This window comes from Nitrospira sp. Nam74, assembly GCF_965152615.1.
In genome coordinates this window covers 243059-264532 of record NZ_OZ224220.1, presented here as the reverse complement: position 1 = coordinate 264532, position 21474 = coordinate 243059, and the positions used below count along the sequence as shown (strand labels likewise).

Sequence of the window (21474 nt, the reverse complement as noted above, 5' to 3'; positions counted from 1 at the left end):
GGATACAGCACGCTGCATATATGAAAAGCACGAGAAGAGCAACATATCTTATCTAGTCGCCGTCGGGCTATGCACTCATCTGCTGTTGCTGTGGGCAAGTCCCGTCTCAGCCTACGTATGGCGTTGCCACAGTCCCCACGGAGACTTCTGGACCACCGCACCGAAGGAGTCCGACGATTGCAGTGAGTATGACAGCATCTATAACCCGGATGCGGCGCCGCCGATGGCCAAGCAACGCACATCGACGGAATTCACCACGCCGGAGCGAGGGACCAAAGACAAGGTCCTGTTCAAGCAGCAAGAACTCGATCAGATGCTGGCCCCGATTGCCTTGTATCCCGATTCGCTACTCTCACAGATTTTGATGGCCTCGACCTATCCCCTGGAAATTGTCGAGGCAGCCCGCTGGGTGAAAGCGCACCCGACGCTCCACGGTGACCAGGCGGTGAAAGCGACCGACCAATACAATTGGGAGCCCAGCGTGAAGTCGCTCGTGGCATTCCCGAACGTTCTGGCAATGATGGATGAGAAACTGGACTGGACGGAACGGCTCGGCGATGCATTCCTGTCACAGCAGCCCGAGGTCATGGACACCGTTCAGAACTTGCGTCAGCGCGCGTCAGCCAACGGCACTCTCCAGTCGGCCGACCAGGTTCGTATCGACCAGGAGGGGCAGAACATTTCGATTACATCACCGGACCCGCAGCTAGTATATGTCCCCTACTACGATCCCGCGGTCATCTATGGCCTCTGGTGGTGGCCGGCCTATCCACCCGTGTTCTGGCGACCCTGGCCCGGTTACTTCGTGGGCCCCCGTGTGGGTATCGGGTATGTGTGGGGACCCGGCATCCCAGTCGGAGCCGGTTTCTTCTTCGGGGCCTTCGACTGGCCGCATCGACAGGTCAATGTGGTGACGGCCAACAACTTCTATTATCACAATACTGTCACCAGAACCTGGACACACGATCCTGTCCACCGCCGAGGCGTACCCTACCGAGAAGCCGCGTTGCGGCAGCAGTATGGGCGTGGGCGTGCGGTCGCGTCGCCTCCAGTCCGACAGGATTTCCGCGGACACTATCCCTCCCCGGCTTCTCACGGAAGCCGCGAGAGTTTTGGAAATCGTGCCAACGCCCGCAGCAGCTTTGCAAGCGGCCGTCCCCCGATGTCCGTCCCTTCCGGGTTTCGCGTCGGCGAACCGCGACCGCATGCCTTCGAAGGCATCGGCCATGGAGCATCTGCGTACAACTTCGGGGCACGCGGCAATGCCAGTTTCCACCGTGGCGGGGGCGGTGGCGGCGCAGGAATCCATCACGGCGGCGGCGGAGGCCGTCACGGCAGGTGATATGCGACCTTCCGTTCACTTCGGGCGATTTCCGCTCGCGATTCTGACTGTTCTGTTGTTGGCCATGTCGGCGGCGCCTTCAGGCTGCGCGTCCGCGCAGACCACGTTTGCTTCCCCTGAAGACGGGATGAGTGCCTTTGTGGAAGCCGTCAAGCTGAACGATCCCTCTGCGTTGCAAGCCCTCTTAGGCACCGACGGTCTGGCGTTGTTCGACTCCGGCGATGCCGCAGCGGACGCACAATGGCGCAAACGGTTTCTCAACGCGTATGCGAACGCGAACCAAGTGGTGTTCGAAGAGAACAACACGCGCGCGATTTTGAGTGTCGGCCGCGACAAGTGGCCGATGCCGATCTCCCTGGTGAAATCGCCGGAAGGCTGGCTTTTCGACGTGCCCCGTGCCACAGAAGAGATTCTGAGCCGACACATCGGTCGCAATGAGCTTGCCGCAATCCAGGTGTGTCTCGCGATCGTCGACGCTGAGCGTGAGTATGCGACACAAGATGCGGATGGCGACGGCGTTCCAGAATTCGCCTCGAAATTGGTCAGTTCGCCCGGAAAGCGGGACGGTCTGTATTGGGAGACCCGCGAAGACGAACCCTTGAGTCCGGTCGGGCCTTTGCTCGCAGCCGCGGCAAGTGAAGGACCGAGCACACCCGACTCGGGCTCAGTGATATCCTTCCATGGGTATCTGTATCGAATCCTCGCCAAGCAGGGCAAGAATGCGCCGGGGGGAGCATACGACTATCGGGCCAACGGGAGACTGCTCGGGGGATTTGCAGTCCTCGCCTATCCGGCCAGCTACGGGATGTCCGGGGTGGTGAGCTTCATGGTCAATCAGGACGGAGTGCTCTATCAGAAAGATCTCGGTCAAAATACAGCGGCGCTCGTTGCGGACATGGCCGAGTTCGATCCCGACCCGAGCTGGAAACGCGTTCCGTAACGAAACACAGACCCACCTCACTTAATTCGTAGACAGCCGGTTTTTTATTGATTACCTATTTCGTAGGATATCGATCACTTTCCTCAGCGAGACTTGGCTTCTTCCTCGTCCTGCTGTTGAAGATTACCGCGCTCTTGGCTTGATCGTCTAACTTCAACCCCAACTAATTACCGGCCTTGAAGTCGTCAGCGGTAAAACATGACGGTTTTGTAGCCTACATTCACCGTACGATTAAAATTTTCTCTGATGAGCACATTTTTGTGTGTCTAATAGGATCCTTATGAGGCACTAATCGCCACTTTATGGTCTCTTAAAAAACTGACTGCCATCTTATGCTGCAAGTGAAGTTGGCCTGCCATGCGTACAGTCCCTTTCCCGGCAAGCCCGCGTCGGCACGTCGTTTTTGTGCAGCCAAGCGAGTGCGAGCGCTGCCATGATTTCCGAGAGCCGGACGAAAGTTTCTCGTTGACGACTCCGCTCCTTCAAGGCGAAGTAGCCCTTCATGTCATCCTTGAGAACGTGATACCACTGGGGCGAGCAACGAGACCAGGTTCCGTTCCTCTGCTTCGCCGGCTCCGAGGAGCACCACTGCTACTGCGCTCGCGGCGATCACAGCGTATTTATCATCTTCTGCCACATTCAACTTCTTTTGATCGTTATCCAGGTCACGATGCTTACCCTGCTCAGGAAGAAATGTGAGATACATCCGACGTACTGTATCCTCCGGCTTGTCTAACCCCTGTCAATACCTACGTAGGCGGGGAACCAGTTGGCGGGGTTGGTGCCGCGATCTGTGACAGCGCCCGGCCATGAGGAAGGCTCAAACAGACTCCAACCCTCTTCGGCCGGTTGAAAGATGAACTGAACCAAGCCTGGCACGTCGCTTCAGACCGCTGAGCACATCCGCGGTCGCCATCAGCACAGCTGTATGGATACGTGCCCGCAGGCATGCATGACATCGACCTCCTTCCCCCAGCGCCGACCTTTTGTTTTGGAGCAAACGACAATCCTTCTGGTTCCTTGACCGGAAGCGCGTCCATATCAACGCGGAGAGCCGACGTACGACCGGGCTTGGCCCCCTTTAGGATGTTCACGACGCCCGTGCGCGCCACATTTACCCGGACTCCAGTCGAAGGCGCACAAACTGCTCGGCGACAAGGCGGCAGGCTCTCACCTGTCAGCACTGTGATGGATCGAAGATGTAGGTATTCAGCACGTCGTAGTGATCGGATCCCGATTGAGCTGAGAGAGCTGTCGGTCCTCCTAACAGTGCCTGCCCGAGACACTCTTTTGGTTTTGGCAGCTTGCTCATATGGAACAGATAATCGATCCGTCTCGCTTGCCCTCATGCTCTGCCGATAGTTCTCTACAATCCTGTGCTGTTCCGCTTCTGGAAGATTCGCCATGGCTTGGCTAAGGGAGGGCGGTATAGTGAGTTCTTTCTGGCGGACGACCCCGTTCTGCTCCGCGTCGTAGCTGTACAGGTCATTGCTGGGGCTTGCGATCATGTGCGTATCTCTCAGGCCTGCCGCCAGCAACTCCCGATACTCCGGGGAGTCCGGTTCAAAGTTGAAGTTCCCTCCAAGGATCACTCCCAGATCCCGCTCCTCAGCTAAAAGCCGTCGCAATTCAGCCACCAACACACGTATCTCGCCAGGCCGCCTCTTTTGGTCCTGTTCCAAGGCTGAAACGAAGTCTTGCAGGACCCCACGCCGTATTCTTCCGTGTTCCTCGGCTTCGGTCACTCGCTGGATGAAATAGGCCATTCGTTCGATCCCGGAGTGCAGGTGCAGGCTGACCGCAAGAAATTTGTTGCCCGAGGTTGGGTTTTCAATTTCGGCGATCAGCGCGTATCGAAGCTCCCCGAACTGGAGGCCAAAGAAATCACCACAGCCTCCGATGCCACCACTGAGCTTGAGCCCTGCAACCTTCCGAAGCCTCAGCGGGGCTTTGACCAGATCGGCCATGCCGTTATTCAAGCCGGGGACGACCCTCAGTCCGAACACGCGAATACCGGAGGCATCCGCTCGATGGACCTCGGTGTACTGCGAGCCAAACGTCTTCAGCGCCGCTACAAACGCCTCGGCTTTCTCAGGCAGTGGGTTAACCTCCTGAAGGAGCATCACGTCCGGTTGAGACAGGGACAGTTGTCGGGCTTGGAGATCGTGCCTTCTGCTCTTCTTTCGATTCGCCGGGCCCGACAGACCAACCTCCTACCTCAAGTCCGTGTAGGATGTTGTAGGTCAAAACGGTGAACCGTTCCATGCGCGGAGAGTAGGGAACAGGCGCTCCAAGCGCTTGACGATTGGAATGTGTGCAGGCTGCCAAGAAAGAGCAAGACAGAGCCAACGCCATACGGACACAAGGTAATTGCCGTCTCATGCGAGCACCATTCGACGTGGCCGAATGGGAGGAGGCGCCTGGAAGGCCTGTCCTTGTGTTAGAGCGTCGCTCTCTTGCGTGCGCGATGGGGCAGCGTGCTCGGCGCACCGGCAACCGCCTTCTGCAGCACGGAATCGAACTGAATCTCCGCGTAGGGGAGTCCAATCCATGGCGCTTCAGCTCCCGGAATCATTGTGCCACACCATCTCTGCGATCAGACCTTCTCTCGTCGCGAACGCGGGGGAGCGAGTGAAACGGGTAGGTGCATTGCGCGCAACAGGGAGACTCAGTGCACCGCTTTTTCCATGTCCGCATCGCTCTCTCCATGTCCAGGCAACTCCCGATCACAGGACGCAATCGGCTCCAGACACATTGTTCATAGGGCCGCGTCCTATTTCCAATGCTTTGCTCGGCGCGGCGGCAGAGGCGCAGCAACGATTGCAGGAGGCCAGCAGACATTTCGAATTTTTACGGACGGATTACGCTAGGGTAAGGAAATTGACGTGGGTGTCCCGATCATGCTCGCTGCTCCTGTTCCGAGGGAACGCCCCTCCCGCCTTTGGCCCAGACCCGCGCCAGATTCACTCCGCTCGCAATTACACCGATGTGGCTGAATGCTTGAGGATAGTTGCCTAGGGACGAGCCCGTCGTGGGATCGATCTCTTCCGGGAGCAATCCAAGGTGGCCGGCCCTGGCGCAGAGCGATTCATATAATTCCATTGCCTCATCCACACGTCCTTGCTTCGCTAAGTTATCCACCAGCCAGAAACTGCACAGCAGGAAAGCGCCCTCTTTCCCCGTGATCCCATCCGGGGATTCTTCGTAGCGGTACCGATAGAGCAGCCCCTTGCCCGCGCCCAAGCGATCGCAGATTGCGCGCGTCGTCGCCACCATCTTCGGATGGTCCGCAGGGACTACCCGCCTCAGCGGCAGTGCCAGGAGACTGGCATCGAGGCTTCCCCCACCCAAGTGCTCGGTCAAGGCATTCGCCCTCGCGTCCCAAGCCTCCTTCAAGATCGCGCGGCCGATATCGTCTGCCATCTCCCGCCACAACTGCCGTGGACCCGCCAAGTCAAATCGCTCCGCCATCCGCGCTGCGCGGTCTAGTGCCACTTGGCACAGCGCGGCTGAATAGGTGAATGGCCTTCCGCTGGTTCGTACTTCCCAAATCCCTTGATCGGGCATTCGCCATTCCCGTCCCGCCGCTGCAGCCAGGACGGAAAGCTTGCTCCAGAGTCGCTCTGGCATCGACCCGTGATGAGCCGTCCATTGGTAGGCGCAATCGAGAATCTCTCCATAGACATCGTGTTGATTCTGATCGGCCGCGGCATTGCCCCAACGGACGGGTTTCGAACGCCGGTAGCCTTCGAGTTCCGGATCATCCACCTCATCCGGCGGCCTGTTCCCGTTTAACGTATACATGATCCGCGCAGCCCCCTTGCGCTCCGCGGCGTCAAGCAGCCATGAAAGAAACGCGGCGGCTTCATGCGACAGACCAATGCGATGCAGGGCATAGACAGAAAACGCGGCATCGCGCACCCAGGCGTAACGGTAATCCCAGTTTCGGACGCCGCCGATGTGTTCGGGCAGTGAAGAGGTCGGCGCGGCCACAATGGCTCCGCTTTCGAAATGATCCAGAAGCTTCAACGTAATTGCGGAGCGACGTACTAAGTCCTCTTGAGGGCCGTGATACTTTAAGTGAGTCAGCCATTGTTTCCATGCCACGGTGGTATCGTTATGCAGACGGCGCGCGTCGAACGACGGTACATGACCGTGGGATTGTCGCCATCGCAACAAGAGATGGAACGATTCGCCCTTCTTAAGCGAGATTACCGTACAAAGCCCCTTTAAGGGTGCAGATGACAGGAACTTCAACATAAGCTCCGGTTGCGCGGTGCATCGCACACGGAGGCCACCGTCCCGAGCTTCGGCCTCAGCACCTCCTCGTGGCTCAATCTCGATCCTCAGGCGCACTTCGCCAGACAGAACCTCCACGCTCCGGAGGAGTTCTCCTCTGGTCGCCTGGAGATCCTCCGTCAGATCCGCCCCGTTACGGAGCGGACAGCAATCGGTGAGACGAATGAGGCCTCCTCCACTTCTCATCTCCGTCACCAGCACCGCGCTATCCAATTCATAAAACTGGCGGGACTCCTGCAGATCTTCCAGTGTAACCGCGAGATGCCCTCCCCGACGCACATCCAGCAGGCTACAAAACAATGCAGGAGAATCAAATCGAGGCAGACATAACCAGACGATCTTGCCGTCGCGGCTGACCAAGGCCGCGGTGGCGCCGTCTCCAATGAGACCGTGGTCCTCGATCGGCAAATAGCCGTCGAGCCACTCCAGCGCTTTCATGGTCGGTTCCTTCATCATCACGGAGCCCTACGCATCTTTGTACCTCTCAGCGCTTTTCCCCCTTAATCAACTGATCAACACGGCCAACGTGCCGATCAAAGGTTCAAGATTCCACCCCCTTCTTTGCCTTCTTGCTTTATCGCGTACCAATCAGTTTTCGACCTCTGCGCTGCACCGGCGATGGCAACAAGCTACCGTCTTCTCTTGGCTCTGCAGTCATGACGTAGCCGTCTATGCTCTTCGGCAGTGGGGTTCATAACTATCATAAGCGGCAGATCATATTAGGGCGCTGCTTAGCCCTAGTCCGGCTGTCATGAAGTAGCTACACAAATCCGCTTTCATTACGACATGCTGCGAAGGGAGATGGATACCAGGAGCCGATCGCCATTTGCCGCGCTTCGCTCAACGGCGCCGCGGCGACACGGGCATCCTAGCACAAGGGTTTAGAAGCCGAGCCCCTTCGCCTTCAGCCGGACTCGCATCAGATACATGTTGGCGGTGACGTACAGCGTGCGGCCATCATCGCCGAACGCGCAATTTCCGGTGGCCTGGCCCGTTAGGATTGTCCCTAAATGGCTGCCATTAGCCGTCAGGACTAAGACACCGCCAGGTCCTGTCGCGTACAAATTGCCCTCCGTATCCACCTTCAGGCCGTCGGGCAGGCCACGGCGAGTCTTGGCCAGCAAGCTTGCATCGAATAGAATCCGGTCGGCTCCCAGCGAACCGTTCGGACACACGTCAAACGCGCGCCAAATAGGGGCCGCCGGATCAGACTGTGAGATGTACAGCGTCTTCTCATCGGGCGAGAACGCCAATCCGTTCGGCCTTGTCATATCGCGCGTGAGCAGACTCACGGTGCCATTGCGATGCCTTCGAAAGACACCCTGGTACGGAATCTCGCGTGCCGGGTCCTCAAACTGTTTCACCATCCCATAAGGAGGATCGCTAAAGTAAAGATCGCCGGTTCGGCTCATTACGGCGTCGTTCGGACTGTTGAAACGTGCTCCTTCATATCGATCCGCCAGGGTAGAGAAACTTGGCGCCGGCGCCGAGAGCGACGCCTCCATGCGCGCAATACGGCGATCACCATGCTGGCAGAGAACCAGTCGTCCCTCGCCATCAATCAACAGCCCGTTAGAGCCGGTCTCGCCGCCCCGCGGCTCGCGACCCGTGTAGCCTGACGGCTTCAGCCACCGTCTCGCGCCCTCGCCTTCCTTCCACCGCACGACCATGTTCTGCGGGACGTCCGAGAACAAGAGGAAGCCGCCGTCCTTCACCCACACCGGCCCTTCGCTCCAGTCGTACCCCTGCCCGAGGAGCTCAACTTGTGCACCGGGTGCAATCAGCCGGTCCAGCCCAGGGTCTAGTCTTTCTATCCTCGGCAAATCAGGTGACATTCCTGCGTTCATTGCTTTCTCCTGATGAACTTAGCCCCGCAGCGTGGAACGCGGCGGTGACTCCCGCTGGACCGGCTCCGAGGATGAGGACATTCATCCGGTCTCCTCCTTCACGCCTCTGGCGTCATATCATAGCCTACGATGGTCACGACCTGCTTCATCCCGCCGGGCTGGCGCAGCAGGCTGGCGGCATCTTCCAGGCTGACCCATTCGGTGATGATGCTCTTTACAGCCTTGGGGAAGATGGACATAAACTGTTCGAGCTGGCGCACCGCGGCCTCGAACGCCGAGCGCGAGGCGTTGACGGTGCCGAAGATCATCTGATTTTGGTACACGATGTTGCGCATGATGCGGTTCCTAGTTCACGTTTCCTCCCGGCGCCGTCGTCGGCAGCCCGGCTTTCCTCCATGCCGCCATGCCGCCCAATACGTTCTTGAGGTTCTGATATCCATGATGGGCTAGCAGGCTGGCCGAGACGGAAGACCGATAGCCGCTACCGCAGATCACAGCCACCGGCTGATCTTTCGGCACCTCATGCATCCGCCTCGGCAGTTCAGCTCCGGTAATGTACTTGGCGCCTCCGATATGTCCGTCGCGCCACTCTTGCGGTTGACGCACATCGAGGACCAGGATCTCTGGCATTCGCTTCCTCGCCGCATCCAGCTCCCAGACAGTCCATTGTGCGATGGCCTGAAGCGGCAAGGCGGCTGTTCGCCATTCATGCATGCCGCCAGCCAACCACCCCTGCGGAAGCTCGTACCCGATCCTCAAAAGATGCCAGCACACGGTCCAGAGATCGTCTCGTCTCTCCATGACAAGCAGGTAAGGCTGCTCCGGCGGCAAGACGGTTCCCGCCCAGGTGGGGAACGAAGGCGTCAGTCCCGCATTCAAGGCTCCGGGGATGTGACCGCCGCCGAAGGCTTCGGGTGGGCGGCAATCCAAGACCAGGCCACCACGCTCGCACGCCTTTTTAAAGGATGCTGGGGACAGAGCCGGGGGCTCGTACAGTCCGCCGAGGAGGGGCGGCCCTTGCTGATTCAGTTGCCGCATGCGCGGCCAGTACGGCGGCACGGCAGGGAGGCTTTCCAGATCGACGCACCGTTCGACAAATTCTGATTTGGAGCTGATCTCGGCGAGCATCTTGTTCGTGCACCGCTCGTATCCGATCGTTGTCGCCAGCCGGCTGGCGATATTTCCACCACATAACGACCCGCTCACATGCGTGGGATATACTTCCACATAATCATCAAGTGTCAGGATATGTTTCTGCAGCGTCTCGCACAGCACGGCAGCATGCCGTTCGGCCTCCGCCCGTCCGCCGAGTAGATCCGGTCGAGCGACGTCCCCGACCAGGAGGGCTCCACCGGACAGAAGCAACATCGGGGTCTCACCGCGGCTGCGATCGGTCACCAGCAGGCTTACATGTTCGGGCGTATGACCCGGCGTGTGGAGGACTTCAAAGCGCACTTCGCCCATCTCCAGCCGTTCTCCGTCCGCCAGCCGCCTGGTGTCATACTGAAAGATCGCGGCTGCACCGGACAGGACTTGCACGCCGGCGCGCGCGCTCAGTTCGAGGGCCCCTGAGACATAATCATTGTGCTGGTGAGTATCGAGGGTGTAGCGAAGGGATAGTCCCTGTGAGCGCGCTTCCTCCAGGTACATGGCGACGTCACGTCGAGGATCGAGCAGCAGAGCCTCGCCGGTCTCTTCTGAGCCGATGAGGTATGAGGCATGACCCAGGCTTTCCAGATAAAACTGCTTGAAGAGCATAAAGAGCCCAGTGAAGTACCCCTCGTTCAATTAAAGATAATAAGCGGTTTCAAAATACCCTCCGCCTTGGTCTCCATCAGATGGAGCGCTTGGTCGAACGACCTGATCGAATTCCATCCGGTGGGGTGGGCAGCGGCGTGGGATCCACCCGGCCGGCGACCAGCAACTGCATCAAGCGCTTCATTGGTTCTTTTCCTCCAGGACAGAGCCCGGTCCTGATCGTCTTGTCCCCCATGCCCACACACCAGTCCAGCCGCGGAATCTTCACATCGTCTCCTTCCCAGAAATATCCGGCCGCAGAAATGGTGCCTCCGAGACGCGTCGATTTGACACAACCTTCGAAAGTGACCTGGGCGCCCAGGTATTCGATTGCGGAATCCACTCCCTGTCCGCCGATCAAACGGCGACTTCTTCCACGGGATCACTTTTGGTAAAATTCAACGCCCATTACGCCTCGACCTTCCGAAGCGCGATCACCGCGCCCTCTTCATTCAGCTCGACAGTGACCGTGGCTCCCTCCTCGATCGGTTTGGTTTTGATTTCTAACCGATCCAACGGGAACACCTGTTCCCCCTCGGGGGTCCACAGTTTGATCTCACTCTTCGTTTTCCCTGTATAGATCAGCTTCCCGGTGATCAAGCGATGGGCGGCCGCATGGCCTTTTCGGTGATGATCGACGACCGTGTTGTTCTGATTCACCCAGAGGGTCAATTCGTCGCCCACTTTGAGATCGGCTGGCACAGTCTTCTCACTGATGGTATACCGGGCAGCCGTCGTCTGGACAAAGACAACGCCCGATTGAATGTCCGTCACGACCCCGTCCATCGTAATATGGTGTCCCGTGGCCGTCACCGGAGCCTCATTCAATGCAAGTTCCACCGTCATGCGATGGATATCGATGACCTTCCCCGCCTCATTCACTTCCACGGTAATTGGAGAACCCTCCTCGATCAGCGATAGGCGCGATCTCCCACGCTCGACGGGAAAGTCGCGCTCTCCCTCCGGGGTCACCAGCCGAATGGTACTCTTGTCTTTGGAGCTGTAGGTCAACGTGCCGGTAATGTACCGGTGTGTCGCGTGCGGGTCGCCCTTTCGATGCACATCGATTACGCTGTTGTTCTCGTTCACCCACACCTCCACTTCCTCGCCCACCTCAACATCCTTCAGTCCGTCGGCCGATTTAACCGTGATCTGACCCCACGGCGTCTTCACCACCATCAGGTCGGACTTGATTTGAGACACGACACCGCTCACCTTCATGTGCGTGCCCGCCTTTCCCGGATGTCCTTTATCGGAAAGTGCCGGACCGACGACCATCAAACTGAGCATGACCAGACCAACCGACCAGAATCGCATTGTTCTGTCTGGTAGTTCCATTGCTGTCCTCCTTCCTCTCATCGCTGGTGTCGGTGATTTTTCAACCGCAAGCTCAGTCTCGGTGAGAAGCAAGTTACGCGCCCTAGACTGCTCGTTGCATGCCAGGCAATCGATCACTTGCCGCATAAAGCCACGAAGGGGCGGCGCGGAAATCTGCACTCACGACGACGCCCCTGTCCCCAACAGCCTCACGGCATGACCTTAGGGCGGCACTCAGCTACCATGAGACCGCGCCGGGGTCGTTTCAGCTTCAAGAAGCAGCGAGTACGCCAGACGGCGGGCTTCTGAAGCCGTAAGCACAACCGTAGTCTTCCCGAAATGCAGGAGGAGACGGCGCCCATTGAGTGTTCGTTCGATCGGAATCGATTCCCTCGGCCTGACGATGGTGAAATCGTCCTCATGCGACCGCGTGTCCGGCAACGCCCGCAAAGGGGTCGGCGTCGTCGGCCTATGCGAGCGTCGTTGGGAGATAGCCGACCCGGATGTGATGGTTGGCGTAACTGTGGGCCTTGCCATCACCGGTCTTCCCGTAATCTTTCGCGCTTTCATTGCGGTTCCTCCTTCGGGGCTTCAGCCGTCTGTCAGTCGATGATCAGCTGACCACCGCGCATCGGAGTAACGCTCCAAACAAGCCCTCAGAGACCGTCGAGAAGCCCCGGCAAGCTGACAAAGGCAGGCGCCCCCAACGAGACTAATGCGTTCGTTTGAAGACCGGCCCCTCGCTGCCGCCATTGCCGTTCGAACCAGATCACCGCGCCGAGCAACAGCGCCATGCCCAACCGAGGCATCAACTCAGGCCACATGATCATGAGCAGCTTGTCCTTCTCCTTTACTTAAAAGCCGGCCATGCCCGGGCCTTTTCGACTTGTGACCCGAGTGACCCAGAATCCTCGGTACTCTGTCACGACGTTTCGTATGGTTTCGTGACTCTGCCGGGCTTTACCGGCGCGAAACAGGGATCTGTTCATCCGCAGCCGTATGCACACGCCATGGTTTACTGTATTCGCCACATGAATAGGTCATCCATGAATCGTGAGAGTATTTCATGAACCTTGCTCTAAAAACCATTGCGGCGGTGTGCTGAGAGCTCACAGAGATTTACGAGGACTGTCAGCATTTCTCCCTGGCCGAGCAAGCGTCGCTCAACGGTTCCTACAGGGGGGACAGTGATGGCCAACTGAGCTCGACGCCCTGTTGCCGGAGCAGCGCTTGAAACGCTTCGAGAAGCGTGTCGCGATTTCGCACAGCCCGTGGCAGAACGTCGCGATCGAGGCAAAACGCTGCCAAGGCACCCGCCGCCTCGCCGACGTTCCACTCAACGGGATGCAGCCTAAATGCTCCGTTCGTGATGTGCGTGACCCCGAGATTCTTCCCGCCAGGCAAGACATTCTCAACACGAACCGGAATCAACGCCCCGAGGGGAATCTGAAATGGCCAGCAACCCAGGTCAAGGTACCCGGCACCGCTCACGCGAGGATGAAGATCGATACGATAACATCCGACACCGACCGAGTCGGCGAAGATCTCCGGTCCATCTGGGCGCAATGGATGCGCGATGTGTTGCTCGACAACGGTGAATTCAGCTCGGATGCGGCGGGATTCTCGGATGTACGGCGCCGGCGCCAGTCCGTCGACCGTTCTTCCCACGACGTCACCGCGGAGCCGCAATCCCCTGTAGCCGGCCCCACCATCGGGACGCGGCGCCTCCGTCTGAAGCCAGTACAGAAGACTGAGACTGAGCTCTCGGGCTGCTGCCAAATTCCGTGCCCGTTCCGCCTCATCGACACCGCAGACGGGTCCGAACCAGTAGTCGTTCTGAGGCCAATTGACGACGGTGATATCACTGACCGCAAAGCCCTTCTCGAAACTGTTCCGGTCAAGGATCCGGCGATAGGTCCACCAGGGCCGGCCGTCGTCGCTTTCGAACAGCAACCGAGTGATCGGCTCCTGCGTCTCGGGCTGCACCGTCGTCCAGTCGAGCAAGCGACCCGGCCAGCCTGCGGGACGGTAGTCGCGCCAGAGATCGTACTGCCTCGGTCGGTCGATCGTATGGTCTTCATCGGCGAGATATTCCATCGCGAAGCAGACCGTGATCGCCTGCTGGTCTCTTGGATCGGCCTCTTGGGAGGCATGAGGTTCTCCCGTCTCGGCCTGGGATTCTGCCCCCAGCACATGCTCGACCCCGGCGAGCGCTAGCAGCTCGCCCTGCGGGGTTGCATCAATGAAGAAGGGCGCCTCGATGAGCGTATCCCGACCCGTTTCAAGTCCCTTGACGACCACCCCGGTCACGCGATCACGATGCGTCCACGCCGCGATGGGCCTATGAGAATGCAGGACGAACAGTCTTCCATTGAGCTGGTGCGGAGCGAGCATTTGATGAAGCACCGCCACCGCAATCCGCGGGTCATGGCACAGCCGGCTGACCCATCCATTGCCGGGGTTGAGCGCCTTGAGGCCACGTGCGGCCGACGCTAACGGGAGATGAGCGCGATAATAGGCTCGGATTCCGTCCCGAAGCGCCCGGTAGCTCGCGGTCGCACCGAACTCCTCAATCCATGGGTGCTCGTCCGGGGGAACCGCCTGATTCGTGAGCTGACCTCCCAGCCAATGTGTTTCTTCGGTCAGGATGACGCGCCGTCCTCCTCTCGCCGCGGCCAGAGCGGCGGCACAGGCGCCGAGACCGCCTCCGATGATGGCGACATCCGTGCGAAGCACATTCATGCACATCCCCTTAGCATCGTTTGCACACGATCATCACCGAGGATTTGGAGGTTCGCTGGACCTCGGCGTCACAGGTTGCCGCTGCTCACTGTGGGTAAGGAGGAGTTGTACGGCGATCTCATTGTTCTCCCGGGCCCGCGCCTGTAACGCCGGAAGCGCTTGCGCAATCCTATCCCGCATCGCACCGCGCTCATCCCAAGCGCGGTCGATCAGTGCAATCAACTGTCCCGCGTTGAGCCTGTCCAGTTGAGCCGGGTTCACTCCGAACTCTTCCACGAACCCCGTCACTTTGGGCGCATAGGGCAGCGGCACGAACGGGACGCGCTGCAGGGCGGCGAAAATGAGGAAGTGCAACCGCATCCCGACTACGAACTCGAAATGACCGACAAGAGACAAGAGCTGCCCTACGCTGTATTCCCCGCGCAACACAGACGCATGGTGGACCCCTCGCATCCGCGCCAGCACGGCGTGCGAGTGCTGCAAGTCATGTTTGCGGCGCTCCATCGGAATGAACACCACATCCGCATCCAAACGATCGACGATGTAGTCTGCGGCGTTGGCGAGCAGCGAGTGGTAATCCATCTCGGCCAAGTCGGGGGCCGCGGGTCCGGGCTCGCGCACCGACATCCCTACCAGGCGACGCCGACCTCTCAAGCCCTCGCTCTCGAGGAGATACGTCGGCAGCGGTTCCGGCTCAATGAGCAGAGCCGGATCGGCCGTCACCTTGATCTCGCGGCGGACCCCGGAGTACTGAAGCAAATCCTTCGCGCGCCAGTCTCGCACGGTGGCCGCGTCAGCCATCTCCACGCACCGGGTGACCTGCGCTTGTGTCTGCGAATCGACCAGCGGACCGGCGCTGACTCCGTAAATCATCACCGGGATACCGAGTTCGTGAGCCAGTTCCACCTCGCGCAGGAAGATCCTCGCCTCTCCGTCGAAGAGAATGCCGCCTCCGCCGAGGATGAAGAGATTCAGCGGTTTTAATGCCGGGAGAATCTCTTCACGCAAGAACTCCCGCACGGCCACCGCATGCTCGACTTGGTGACGGCGCAAGGTATCGGCGGGATCACGGGTAAACACGGTAATTTCAACCGAAACTGACTGCCGCAATTCGCCGATGATCCCCTGAAGGATGGCCTCGTCCCCCATGTTCCATCCACCATAGGACCCTGAGATCCCCACGCGGAACCGCTCCGTACGGCCATCTCTGCGACCTCCCGGTTCGGCCTTTCTTTCTTTGATCACATCATCCTTTGATCGCACACGGATACCTTTCTGCCAGGTGTGCGAGACGGGCTACCAGCTCAATATGCTTCTAGACGGCCGGCACAAATCCAAATCTAGCACTCCCGGAGAGTGTCGACCATGAGACTTGAGCTTACAAAGGTAGTCGCTATGAAAAATACGATTTCATGTCGCTCTTCGTTTGGGCGTTGTGAAGCCACCCTAGAGACTACCGCTTGTCCCGTCTGAGCAGCTTGGACATGTCGCGGTCAGCGTGATTGGTCGCGGTCAGTTCTTGCGGAGATGTGATAGCATGCCGTTCATGCTGTCGACCGATGCTGAGGCTCCGGACTTCTCGCGGGGCGGAGTCCTTGAAGCGAGACGGGTGCTTTCGGCTGACCGACTATCGCAGTCGATGGGTCATCCTCTTCTTCTACCCGTCCTGCTTCGGGTTAACTCATTGAGGTCCGGGATGATAATTCCGTGGGGGCTCCGGCGCCAATCGAGCGTGTCCAGTCCTTCCGCTCGTAGCATCTGCTCACGCGTCAACTTTAAGAGACGTGCAACGGTATCGACGCCATGCGCCCACGTGCAGCAGTTGCGAAACAACATGCCCGGCGTATCGAGGGTGCCGCCTTCATTGATGTAGCCGAGACCCAGGGTCTGCGATCCCGTGTGTAAGGCATCGAGCAGACCCATGATCGTTTCCGGGCGGCGCCCCTCGAGATATATACCTGCCGGGCAGTATGTCTGATGCACGGCGACCTAGAGGCCGGCACTCATCAATCGATCGAGCGCGTGCAGCAAGTCCCAGAACGGTACCGAGTCTCCGACGCGACCATCTGCATGCAGTCGCTGCACGAGTTCAACGATCCGGACCTGAGTCTCCTCCTGATGACGAATGAGGCCGTACCCCTTGGCCTAGTTCGCGAGTTTTGGATCCTCATGGCGATACTGCGCGGCTCGCTCGGCGATCGAGACCGTGTCGTCTTCCGCTAGGCTATCCATAGCCGTTCCTCACGGTGCACTGAGACCGATTAGTGCCGCAGTTGTCCGTCTGCCCTGCCGGGCAATTCCACGGTCAGCTCGCGAGAGACACCTCGGAAAAGACGTCACGCAGCTCTTCCGGAAGCTGCCTCTGGACATCTTTTATCTGGCCCGCGCTGACGTTCTGTGCGATCGTGGTCCCAACCGCTGTGAGGAGCTGCCCTGCGCGTGCCGGCTCCAGGTTGAGCCGCTGAACCAGCTCCGCCTCGATCGTCTGTCTGTTGATGCGCTTATCCGGCCCGGGGGCAAGTGCAGCCAGTGGCGGTTGCATGAGTGAGGGAAGCTGCGCGATGAGGTCCTTCGCTTCACCCGGCGTCAGCCGCCGCACCAGCGAATTGAGGACGACCTCGAGCGCAATCTCCGCCTCCGCCGCTGTCTCCAAGGAGGCATTCGTCCGCAGTTGATTGAGCAAGCGCCGATACGTTGCTTCGGCGCGGGCGGCACGCCGCTCCATGGCGGGCGACTTGGTAGAGGCGGCCGGACCTCCCTCACCGATCTGCGTCGCAACAATGGCCGCCAGTTCTTCGAGAGGAGCCGCTTCATCGAGGAGCAGGTCGTCCAGCGTGACGATGCCCACAAGCCGTTCTCCCTCCACAAGAGGGATACGGCGAATGTTCCGTTCCTGCATGAGCCGAATCGCATCACTTTGGCTATCCGCAGGCGAGAGCGCCATAACTGGCGTTGTCATGACCTGGTCCAGCGGGGTAGTGTGTGAGTCGAGCCCGTGTCCTACCACCCGAATCGTCAAATCCCGATCAGTGACAATACCTGCGACCCGTCCTTTGTCTTGGACGACTACTGCGCCGATGTTGTTATTCTCGATCGCGCGCGCGGCCTCCAGAGCTGAGCTGTTCTGGTTCAGCACGACCAGGCGCGGCCTCTGATACCATTTGAGTGACATTTCGAGACTCCTTTCATTCATCCGTCAGGTGAAGGGGCGCGGGCACGAGCCCCGACTTTGAGCGGTTTCATACGTCTGCGTTGCACGGTCCGACGTACGGCTCGTTCCGTCCCAGCGAGTGCCTTCCCGATCGCGATGTCGAGCGAGGCGTCCTGCGCTTCGAACACCACGCTCGGAAGACCACTGAGGACTACTTTGATCCGGCAGAGTTGATCGATGCCGCCGCGGGGACCGTTCACATCGTCCACGCGGACGGTGACCCGCTCAATGGACGGTCCAAACTTTCCGAGCCTCCTGCCCAGCTGTTGTCGGATGTCGATCCGTTCGTTCTTACTGAGTTTTGTCCCCAGCACGCGGATATGAGCGGGAACGACCGACACACCCAGACGGGAGGACTTCCGCTTCAATCCTCTCGGTATCCAGCCCGGAAAGACCGAGCGTCTCGAACTCCGACCCAGCTCATCCAATACATCGCTCGCCGTGACGATGCCGACAAGCACACCGTCGTCCAGCACGGGGACGGAGCCGATCTGCCGGCGTCGCATCAGATCGGCCGCCTGGAGCAGTGTTGTCTCTGGTTTGACGCTCACTACGCGCGGCGTCATCAGATCCTCTGCTACGAGACCTTTTCTAATATCGCGGCCGGGCACTCCGGAAAGATCCCGCTCGGAAATGACGCCGCGGACCCGACCATCTTCTGTAACTACGAGATGGCGGATACCTCGCCGTCGCATTTGTGACAAGACGGCACTTGCTGCCTCCTTAGGACGGACGGTGACCACTTTAGCGTTCATGATCTCGCGGACTCGCATGAGATCATGTTTCACCGACCCTTCCATAGGGGCCTCTCTTATCCTCTGCTATCCAGGCGGCGAGACGCTCGCGCCTCAAGTAAGTAGGCGTTCGGCGTGATGTCCGTAACGACCGAGGGACCGACGGATGCCAGCAAGGAAGTGACTGGATCAGAATTGGATTCAGCATAAGCGACCTCCGGGGGAGACGGCGATGACCGCCGAAACGGCTCTCTGAAAACTGCCATGTCCCCCTTGCCGTTTATCCATACTCCAGGCAACAGGATGTCGATAGTCAGCCGTCACACGAGGAGACGTAGTGCATCGTCTTACTTCGCTACGCTGCACGGCCGCCTCGATTGCGTCATGGTGTATTGCGAGTACAAGGTCCGGCCCGAGCTCGTGAACCACTTCTCATTCATGTCCGGCTCATCAATATGACCGAAGAGTTCCAACATCCGAGTCCACGCCTGTCGCTTTGCCTCCTCAACTACCCCGATCTGCTTGTCAAATCCCCGGCTGCAATACATCTGCTCCCAGACTCGACCTAGATGCACTCATTGCCTGATATGTCGGCACCCCTCTTCGGCATAGAAAACGTACACGGGATAAAACAGAAGAGACGACTCGCCGCCTACAATATTCGGAGGGCTGTTCCTCCAGGCATCTGCTGGAAGCTGGCAGTCTTTCTCCTCAACAACATGACGAGCATGATCGGATGTGTCCGCAGTCGGGAGGTTCGAAGATGAACAACGAACTGACCTTGCCCGCAAAGCGCGCCGACTTCACCAGTGGATTCATGGAGTTTATCGGGAATGCAGCCGTCCTAATTCGCTAGGCGGGGTTGACGATCCTTACGAACCCGACGTTCGTGCATAGGCCTGAGCAACCGGCAGCTCTCCGCGTTCAACTCTTGGTTCAGTGGCCGGGTGGTCTAGCAAGGCGAGCCCCCGCTGCAATTGACGACGTAACAGCAAGGTATCCGGGGCCAGCACACTCATCAGCACAGCGGGCCCCGGCAACTGCAAGATGGCGGCATCCTTCCCAAGTGAATCCACTATTCGCGGTGAGGCTTTTCCCCAGGCAGGGTCTACAACCAAGAGCGACCCGAGGGCACGCTGACCGCCGCTGACTGCGGGGCCGTCCCAGCCGGTGGCATCGAGGCCCACCGCCAGCTCTTGATCGAGAAAGGGGCGACTATCGATTTGAGCCCGCAGATGCTGCCGAAGGCACCCCGGCTGTTCGCCATGCCGGCCCAACACCAGCTCTTCGCGCAGCAGCAGACGCGCACCCGACAGCAATCGGACATGGATGTTGGTTCGATGTCGGCATCCTCGTGCGCCGATGACCGGTTCCGGAAGCCATACCAGCGTGCCGTTTGCGCCGACTCGGATGTCGATTTCCATTGTTGACTCTTCGCCATTCGGACCGGGAAGCACCAGCGTGGCGGCTACCTCGCTCAACACCAGCATGCTGTTCGAGCCGACTTCGATCTGCAGGCGGAGTCGGTCGCCACCGATCGGCCCCGCACTTCCTGCCACCAAGGTCACCGTTGCTGGGCGTGGCTCTTCTCCGTCCCAGCATAGGAATCCATCAGTGCAGGTGGCCACGACCGGCCGGAGCACCAGCGGTGGTTCTGATCGCAGGACGGCAACTCGATTGCGTGCTCGTCCGTCCGTCCCCACTACAAATTCGACAACGACGCGCGCGAAGGCCTGCATCACCCCGCCTTCGCCGGTGTCCGGTCTTCTGATCGCCGCGACGCCAGGCACTGGCGCACCCATGCAACTACTGGAGAGGCGCGCGGTTCATCCACCAGCGACAGGAAGCAGACGGGGAGGTCATTCCGTTTTGCGATGGCGTCTCGTTCCATGACGGCCAAGTCCGCGCCGACCTGCGGGGCCAAATCGGTTTTGTTAATCACCAGGAGATCGGCCGTTGTCACGCCGGGGCCGCCCTTTCGCGGCACCTTATCGCCGCCGGCGACATCGACCACGAAGATCTGACGATCGACGAGCCCACGACTGAACGTCGCGGTGAGATTATCCCCGCCGCTTTCTATGAGGATCAGATCCAGCGGGGGCAGGCTCTTCTCCAGCTCTTCGACTGCTTCCAAATTGGCCGAGATATCATCGCGGATCGCGGTATGGGGACAGCACCCGGTCTCGACGGCACGCACCCGCTCAGGAGGCAGCACGCCGTGATGCAGCAAAAAATCAGCATCCTCTGTGGTGTAGATGTCGTTGGTGACCACCGCGACTCCCAGCTCTTCGGCCAGCGATCGACATAGTGCCGCCACGAGCGCCGTCTTGCCGGACCCGACGGGACCGCCAATGCCGATCCGTAACGACCCGTGAGGCTTGTGTAGAGGTTCGTGGACCATGCCGTGTCCATGCACATGAGGCTGGACGTAGTCATGCACCACGCGCGGCGCACCGCTCTGTTCTTGTTGTTGAGAACACATCCGACTCACCTCCTTACGACGCAAACAATCGCGCCTCCCAATGGGCATGATGTTCGGCCAAGATGTCCAGTAGAGGAGAATTGCATGGCGGCAATTCATCTAGTGGGCCAGCGGCTCTGCCGGTAGCCTGTACCGCTAGCCCATCGATCTCAGCAGCGAGCCGCGTCAAGAGGGCGTACACGTCAAATGGGTTCAGGCCCAACAGCCGGATCGCTGCTGTCGCAGGTCCGGTCACCGATTCATAGACGGCTGCGAGTGCCGCCGCAGAGGGATCAAGGCCGACGACGGCGGCGCCAGCACCCGACGCGATCGGTTGATGAGGACCGATGGGAAACATGGCGGCCAGTATTTCTAATCGTGAATCCGGTCGAACAGCGCATAGTGCCCGTTGGAGCTGGCGCCCCAATTTCCGGGACACCGCGCGAAGCGCACTTGAAGGAATCCGCGCCTCCAATTCCACGTCCAGTTCAAGAAGGTCATCTTTCGTCTTGGTGATTGGGCCGGATGCTGTGCTGCGAAAGACGAGACAGGAGGCGGCGGCAAAGGCAGCAGCTACCAACCCGGCCGTCGCCGCACGCCCGCGAAGAAACGCCTCGAGCGTCGGGATATCGTGAACCCTTCCGCACGTCACTGCCGCCTCTACTCCACCGGAATGAGCGTGGCTTCCAGCGGGGAAGCGGCCGTCCGCGAGAAGCAGCAGTGCCGCGACTGGCCAGGACGCCGAATGCAGGGCCGCACTAGAAATCTGTGTCATTGACACTTC

Annotated in this window: 20 protein-coding genes and 2 pseudogenes; 3 read left to right on the top strand and 19 right to left on the bottom strand. The window is 59.4% G+C overall.

Translation table 11 applies throughout. From position 1 onward, the window contains the following. Window positions 1-223: 223 nt before the first annotated feature. Window positions 224-1342 (top strand): DUF3300 domain-containing protein, encoded by a 1119-nt coding sequence (locus ACWHYZ_RS01330; RefSeq protein WP_447985503.1) that lies wholly within the window; start codon window positions 224-226, stop codon window positions 1340-1342. After that, window positions 1263-2282 (top strand): DUF2950 domain-containing protein, encoded by a 1020-nt coding sequence (locus tag ACWHYZ_RS01325; protein WP_447985502.1) that lies wholly within the window; start codon window positions 1263-1265, stop codon window positions 2280-2282. Before ACWHYZ_RS01330 ends, ACWHYZ_RS01325 begins: the two co-directional genes overlap by 80 nt. Window positions 2283-2787: 505 nt before the next feature. Here ACWHYZ_RS01325 and ACWHYZ_RS01320 read toward each other — a convergent pair. The 14 genes and pseudogenes from ACWHYZ_RS01320 to ACWHYZ_RS01255 all read right to left on the bottom strand — a co-directional run bounded on the left by ACWHYZ_RS01320 (window position 2788) and on the right by ACWHYZ_RS01255 (window position 16207). Then, window positions 2788-2988, bottom strand: a complete 201-nt coding sequence (locus ACWHYZ_RS01320; protein ID WP_447985501.1) for a hypothetical protein — start codon at window positions 2986-2988, stop codon at window positions 2788-2790. A gap of 110 nt (window positions 2989-3098) precedes the next feature. After that, window positions 3099-3459, bottom strand: a pseudogene (locus ACWHYZ_RS01315) (M20/M25/M40 family metallo-hydrolase); the annotation flags it as partial. Window positions 3460-3784: 325 nt separating this feature from the next. After that, window positions 3785-4486: pseudogene (locus tag ACWHYZ_RS01310) on the bottom strand (endonuclease/exonuclease/phosphatase family protein); the annotation flags it as partial. Window positions 4487-5180: 694 nt separating this feature from the next. After that, window positions 5181-7019, bottom strand: coding sequence for a glycoside hydrolase family 15 protein (locus ACWHYZ_RS01305; RefSeq protein ID WP_447985500.1), 1839 nt, complete (start codon window positions 7017-7019; stop codon window positions 5181-5183). A 443-nt stretch (window positions 7020-7462) separates the two neighbouring features. Further along, window positions 7463-8428 (bottom strand): SMP-30/gluconolactonase/LRE family protein, encoded by a 966-nt coding sequence (locus ACWHYZ_RS01300; RefSeq protein ID WP_447985499.1) that lies wholly within the window; start codon window positions 8426-8428, stop codon window positions 7463-7465. A 98-nt stretch (window positions 8429-8526) separates the two neighbouring features. After that, complete coding sequence (locus tag ACWHYZ_RS01295; protein ID WP_447985498.1) at window positions 8527-8763, bottom strand: hypothetical protein; 237 nt, start codon at window positions 8761-8763, stop codon at window positions 8527-8529. Window positions 8764-8773: 10 nt separating this feature from the next. Beyond that, on the bottom strand, window positions 8774-10186 hold the full coding sequence (locus ACWHYZ_RS01290; RefSeq protein WP_447985497.1) for an MBL fold metallo-hydrolase: 1413 nt from the start codon (window positions 10184-10186) through the stop codon (window positions 8774-8776). Between the two features lie 76 nt (window positions 10187-10262). Further along, window positions 10263-10586 carry a hypothetical protein gene (locus ACWHYZ_RS01285; protein ID WP_447985496.1) on the bottom strand — a complete coding sequence of 108 codons (324 nt, stop codon included), beginning with the start codon at window positions 10584-10586 and terminating at the stop codon, window positions 10263-10265. Between the two features lie 47 nt (window positions 10587-10633). Continuing rightward, entirely contained in the window at window positions 10634-11563 is a 930-nt protein-coding gene (locus ACWHYZ_RS01280; protein WP_447985495.1) for a hypothetical protein, read from the bottom strand. Window positions 11564-11776: 213 nt separating this feature from the next. After that, window positions 11777-12112, bottom strand: coding sequence for a hypothetical protein (locus tag ACWHYZ_RS01275; RefSeq protein WP_447985494.1), 336 nt, complete (start codon window positions 12110-12112; stop codon window positions 11777-11779). An 86-nt stretch (window positions 12113-12198) separates the two neighbouring features. After that, window positions 12199-12372: an MgtC/SapB family protein gene (locus tag ACWHYZ_RS01270; RefSeq protein WP_447985493.1), complete on the bottom strand. Its 174-nt coding sequence runs from the start codon at window positions 12370-12372 to the stop codon at window positions 12199-12201. Window positions 12373-12715: 343 nt separating this feature from the next. Next, a complete protein-coding gene (locus ACWHYZ_RS01265; RefSeq protein ID WP_447985492.1) occupies window positions 12716-14284 on the bottom strand; it encodes an FAD-dependent oxidoreductase in 1569 nt (522 codons plus the stop codon). A 33-nt stretch (window positions 14285-14317) separates the two neighbouring features. Then, entirely contained in the window at window positions 14318-15529 is a 1212-nt protein-coding gene (locus ACWHYZ_RS01260) for a polysaccharide pyruvyl transferase family protein (protein ID WP_447985491.1), read from the bottom strand. Between the two features lie 399 nt (window positions 15530-15928). Further along, window positions 15929-16207 carry a hypothetical protein gene (locus ACWHYZ_RS01255; RefSeq protein ID WP_447985490.1) on the bottom strand — a complete coding sequence of 93 codons (279 nt, stop codon included), beginning with the start codon at window positions 16205-16207 and terminating at the stop codon, window positions 15929-15931. 54 nt (window positions 16208-16261) lie between these two features. On the opposite strand from ACWHYZ_RS01255, the gene ACWHYZ_RS01250 reads away from it, so the two are divergent. Then, complete coding sequence (locus tag ACWHYZ_RS01250) at window positions 16262-16507, top strand: hypothetical protein (RefSeq protein WP_447985489.1); 246 nt, start codon at window positions 16262-16264, stop codon at window positions 16505-16507. Window positions 16508-16589: 82 nt separating this feature from the next. Here ACWHYZ_RS01250 and ACWHYZ_RS01245 read toward each other — a convergent pair whose 3' ends face one another. The 5 genes from ACWHYZ_RS01245 to ACWHYZ_RS01225 form a co-directional block, all read right to left on the bottom strand. Beyond that, on the bottom strand, window positions 16590-17456 hold the full coding sequence (locus tag ACWHYZ_RS01245) for a CBS domain-containing protein (RefSeq protein WP_447985488.1): 867 nt from the start codon (window positions 17454-17456) through the stop codon (window positions 16590-16592). 17 nt (window positions 17457-17473) lie between these two features. Beyond that, complete coding sequence (locus ACWHYZ_RS01240; protein WP_447985487.1) at window positions 17474-18295, bottom strand: CBS domain-containing protein; 822 nt, start codon at window positions 18293-18295, stop codon at window positions 17474-17476. A gap of 806 nt (window positions 18296-19101) precedes the next feature. Then, on the bottom strand, window positions 19102-20031 hold the full coding sequence (locus tag ACWHYZ_RS01235; protein WP_447985486.1) for an urease accessory protein UreD: 930 nt from the start codon (window positions 20029-20031) through the stop codon (window positions 19102-19104). Continuing rightward, a complete protein-coding gene (ureG, locus tag ACWHYZ_RS01230) occupies window positions 19968-20711 on the bottom strand; it encodes an urease accessory protein UreG (RefSeq protein ID WP_447985485.1) in 744 nt (247 codons plus the stop codon). Before ureG ends, ACWHYZ_RS01235 begins: the two co-directional genes overlap by 64 nt. Before the next feature lie 13 nt (window positions 20712-20724). Continuing rightward, a complete protein-coding gene (locus ACWHYZ_RS01225) occupies window positions 20725-21465 on the bottom strand; it encodes an urease accessory protein UreF (protein ID WP_447985484.1) in 741 nt (246 codons plus the stop codon). Window positions 21466-21474: the final 9 nt, after the last annotated feature.

What these genes read in the sequence shown, in the direction of transcription:
- ACWHYZ_RS01330 (WP_447985503.1), top strand. Translation starts at nt 224, where the DNA reads ATGGCCAAGCAACGCACATCGACGGAATTCACCACGCCGGAGCGAGGG.
- ACWHYZ_RS01325 (WP_447985502.1), top strand. Translation starts at nt 1,263, where the DNA reads ATGCCAGTTTCCACCGTGGCGGGGGCGGTGGCGGCGCAGGAATCCATC.
- ACWHYZ_RS01320 (WP_447985501.1), bottom strand. Translation starts at nt 2,988, where the DNA reads ATGTATCTCACATTTCTTCCTGAGCAGGGTAAGCATCGTGACCTGGAT.
- ACWHYZ_RS01305 (WP_447985500.1), bottom strand. Translation starts at nt 7,019, where the DNA reads ATGAAAGCGCTGGAGTGGCTCGACGGCTATTTGCCGATCGAGGACCAC.
- ACWHYZ_RS01300 (WP_447985499.1), bottom strand. Translation starts at nt 8,428, where the DNA reads ATGAACGCAGGAATGTCACCTGATTTGCCGAGGATAGAAAGACTAGAC.
- ACWHYZ_RS01295 (WP_447985498.1), bottom strand. Translation starts at nt 8,763, where the DNA reads ATGCGCAACATCGTGTACCAAAATCAGATGATCTTCGGCACCGTCAAC.
- ACWHYZ_RS01290 (WP_447985497.1), bottom strand. Translation starts at nt 10,186, where the DNA reads ATGCTCTTCAAGCAGTTTTATCTGGAAAGCCTGGGTCATGCCTCATAC.
- ACWHYZ_RS01280 (WP_447985495.1), bottom strand. Translation starts at nt 11,563, where the DNA reads ATGGAACTACCAGACAGAACAATGCGATTCTGGTCGGTTGGTCTGGTC.
- ACWHYZ_RS01275 (WP_447985494.1), bottom strand. Translation starts at nt 12,112, where the DNA reads ATGAAAGCGCGAAAGATTACGGGAAGACCGGTGATGGCAAGGCCCACA.
- ACWHYZ_RS01270 (WP_447985493.1), bottom strand. Translation starts at nt 12,372, where the DNA reads ATGATCATGTGGCCTGAGTTGATGCCTCGGTTGGGCATGGCGCTGTTG.
- ACWHYZ_RS01265 (WP_447985492.1), bottom strand. Translation starts at nt 14,284, where the DNA reads ATGAATGTGCTTCGCACGGATGTCGCCATCATCGGAGGCGGTCTCGGC.
- ACWHYZ_RS01255 (WP_447985490.1), bottom strand. Translation starts at nt 16,207, where the DNA reads ATGGGTCTGCTCGATGCCTTACACACGGGATCGCAGACCCTGGGTCTC.
- ACWHYZ_RS01250 (WP_447985489.1), top strand. Translation starts at nt 16,262, where the DNA reads ATGCACGGCGACCTAGAGGCCGGCACTCATCAATCGATCGAGCGCGTG.
- ACWHYZ_RS01245 (WP_447985488.1), bottom strand. Translation starts at nt 17,456, where the DNA reads ATGTCACTCAAATGGTATCAGAGGCCGCGCCTGGTCGTGCTGAACCAG.
- ACWHYZ_RS01240 (WP_447985487.1), bottom strand. Translation starts at nt 18,295, where the DNA reads ATGGAAGGGTCGGTGAAACATGATCTCATGCGAGTCCGCGAGATCATG.
- ACWHYZ_RS01235 (WP_447985486.1), bottom strand. Translation starts at nt 20,031, where the DNA reads ATGGGTGCGCCAGTGCCTGGCGTCGCGGCGATCAGAAGACCGGACACC.
- ureG (WP_447985485.1), bottom strand. Translation starts at nt 20,711, where the DNA reads ATGTGTTCTCAACAACAAGAACAGAGCGGTGCGCCGCGCGTGGTGCAT.
- ACWHYZ_RS01225 (WP_447985484.1), bottom strand. Translation starts at nt 21,465, where the DNA reads ATGACACAGATTTCTAGTGCGGCCCTGCATTCGGCGTCCTGGCCAGTC.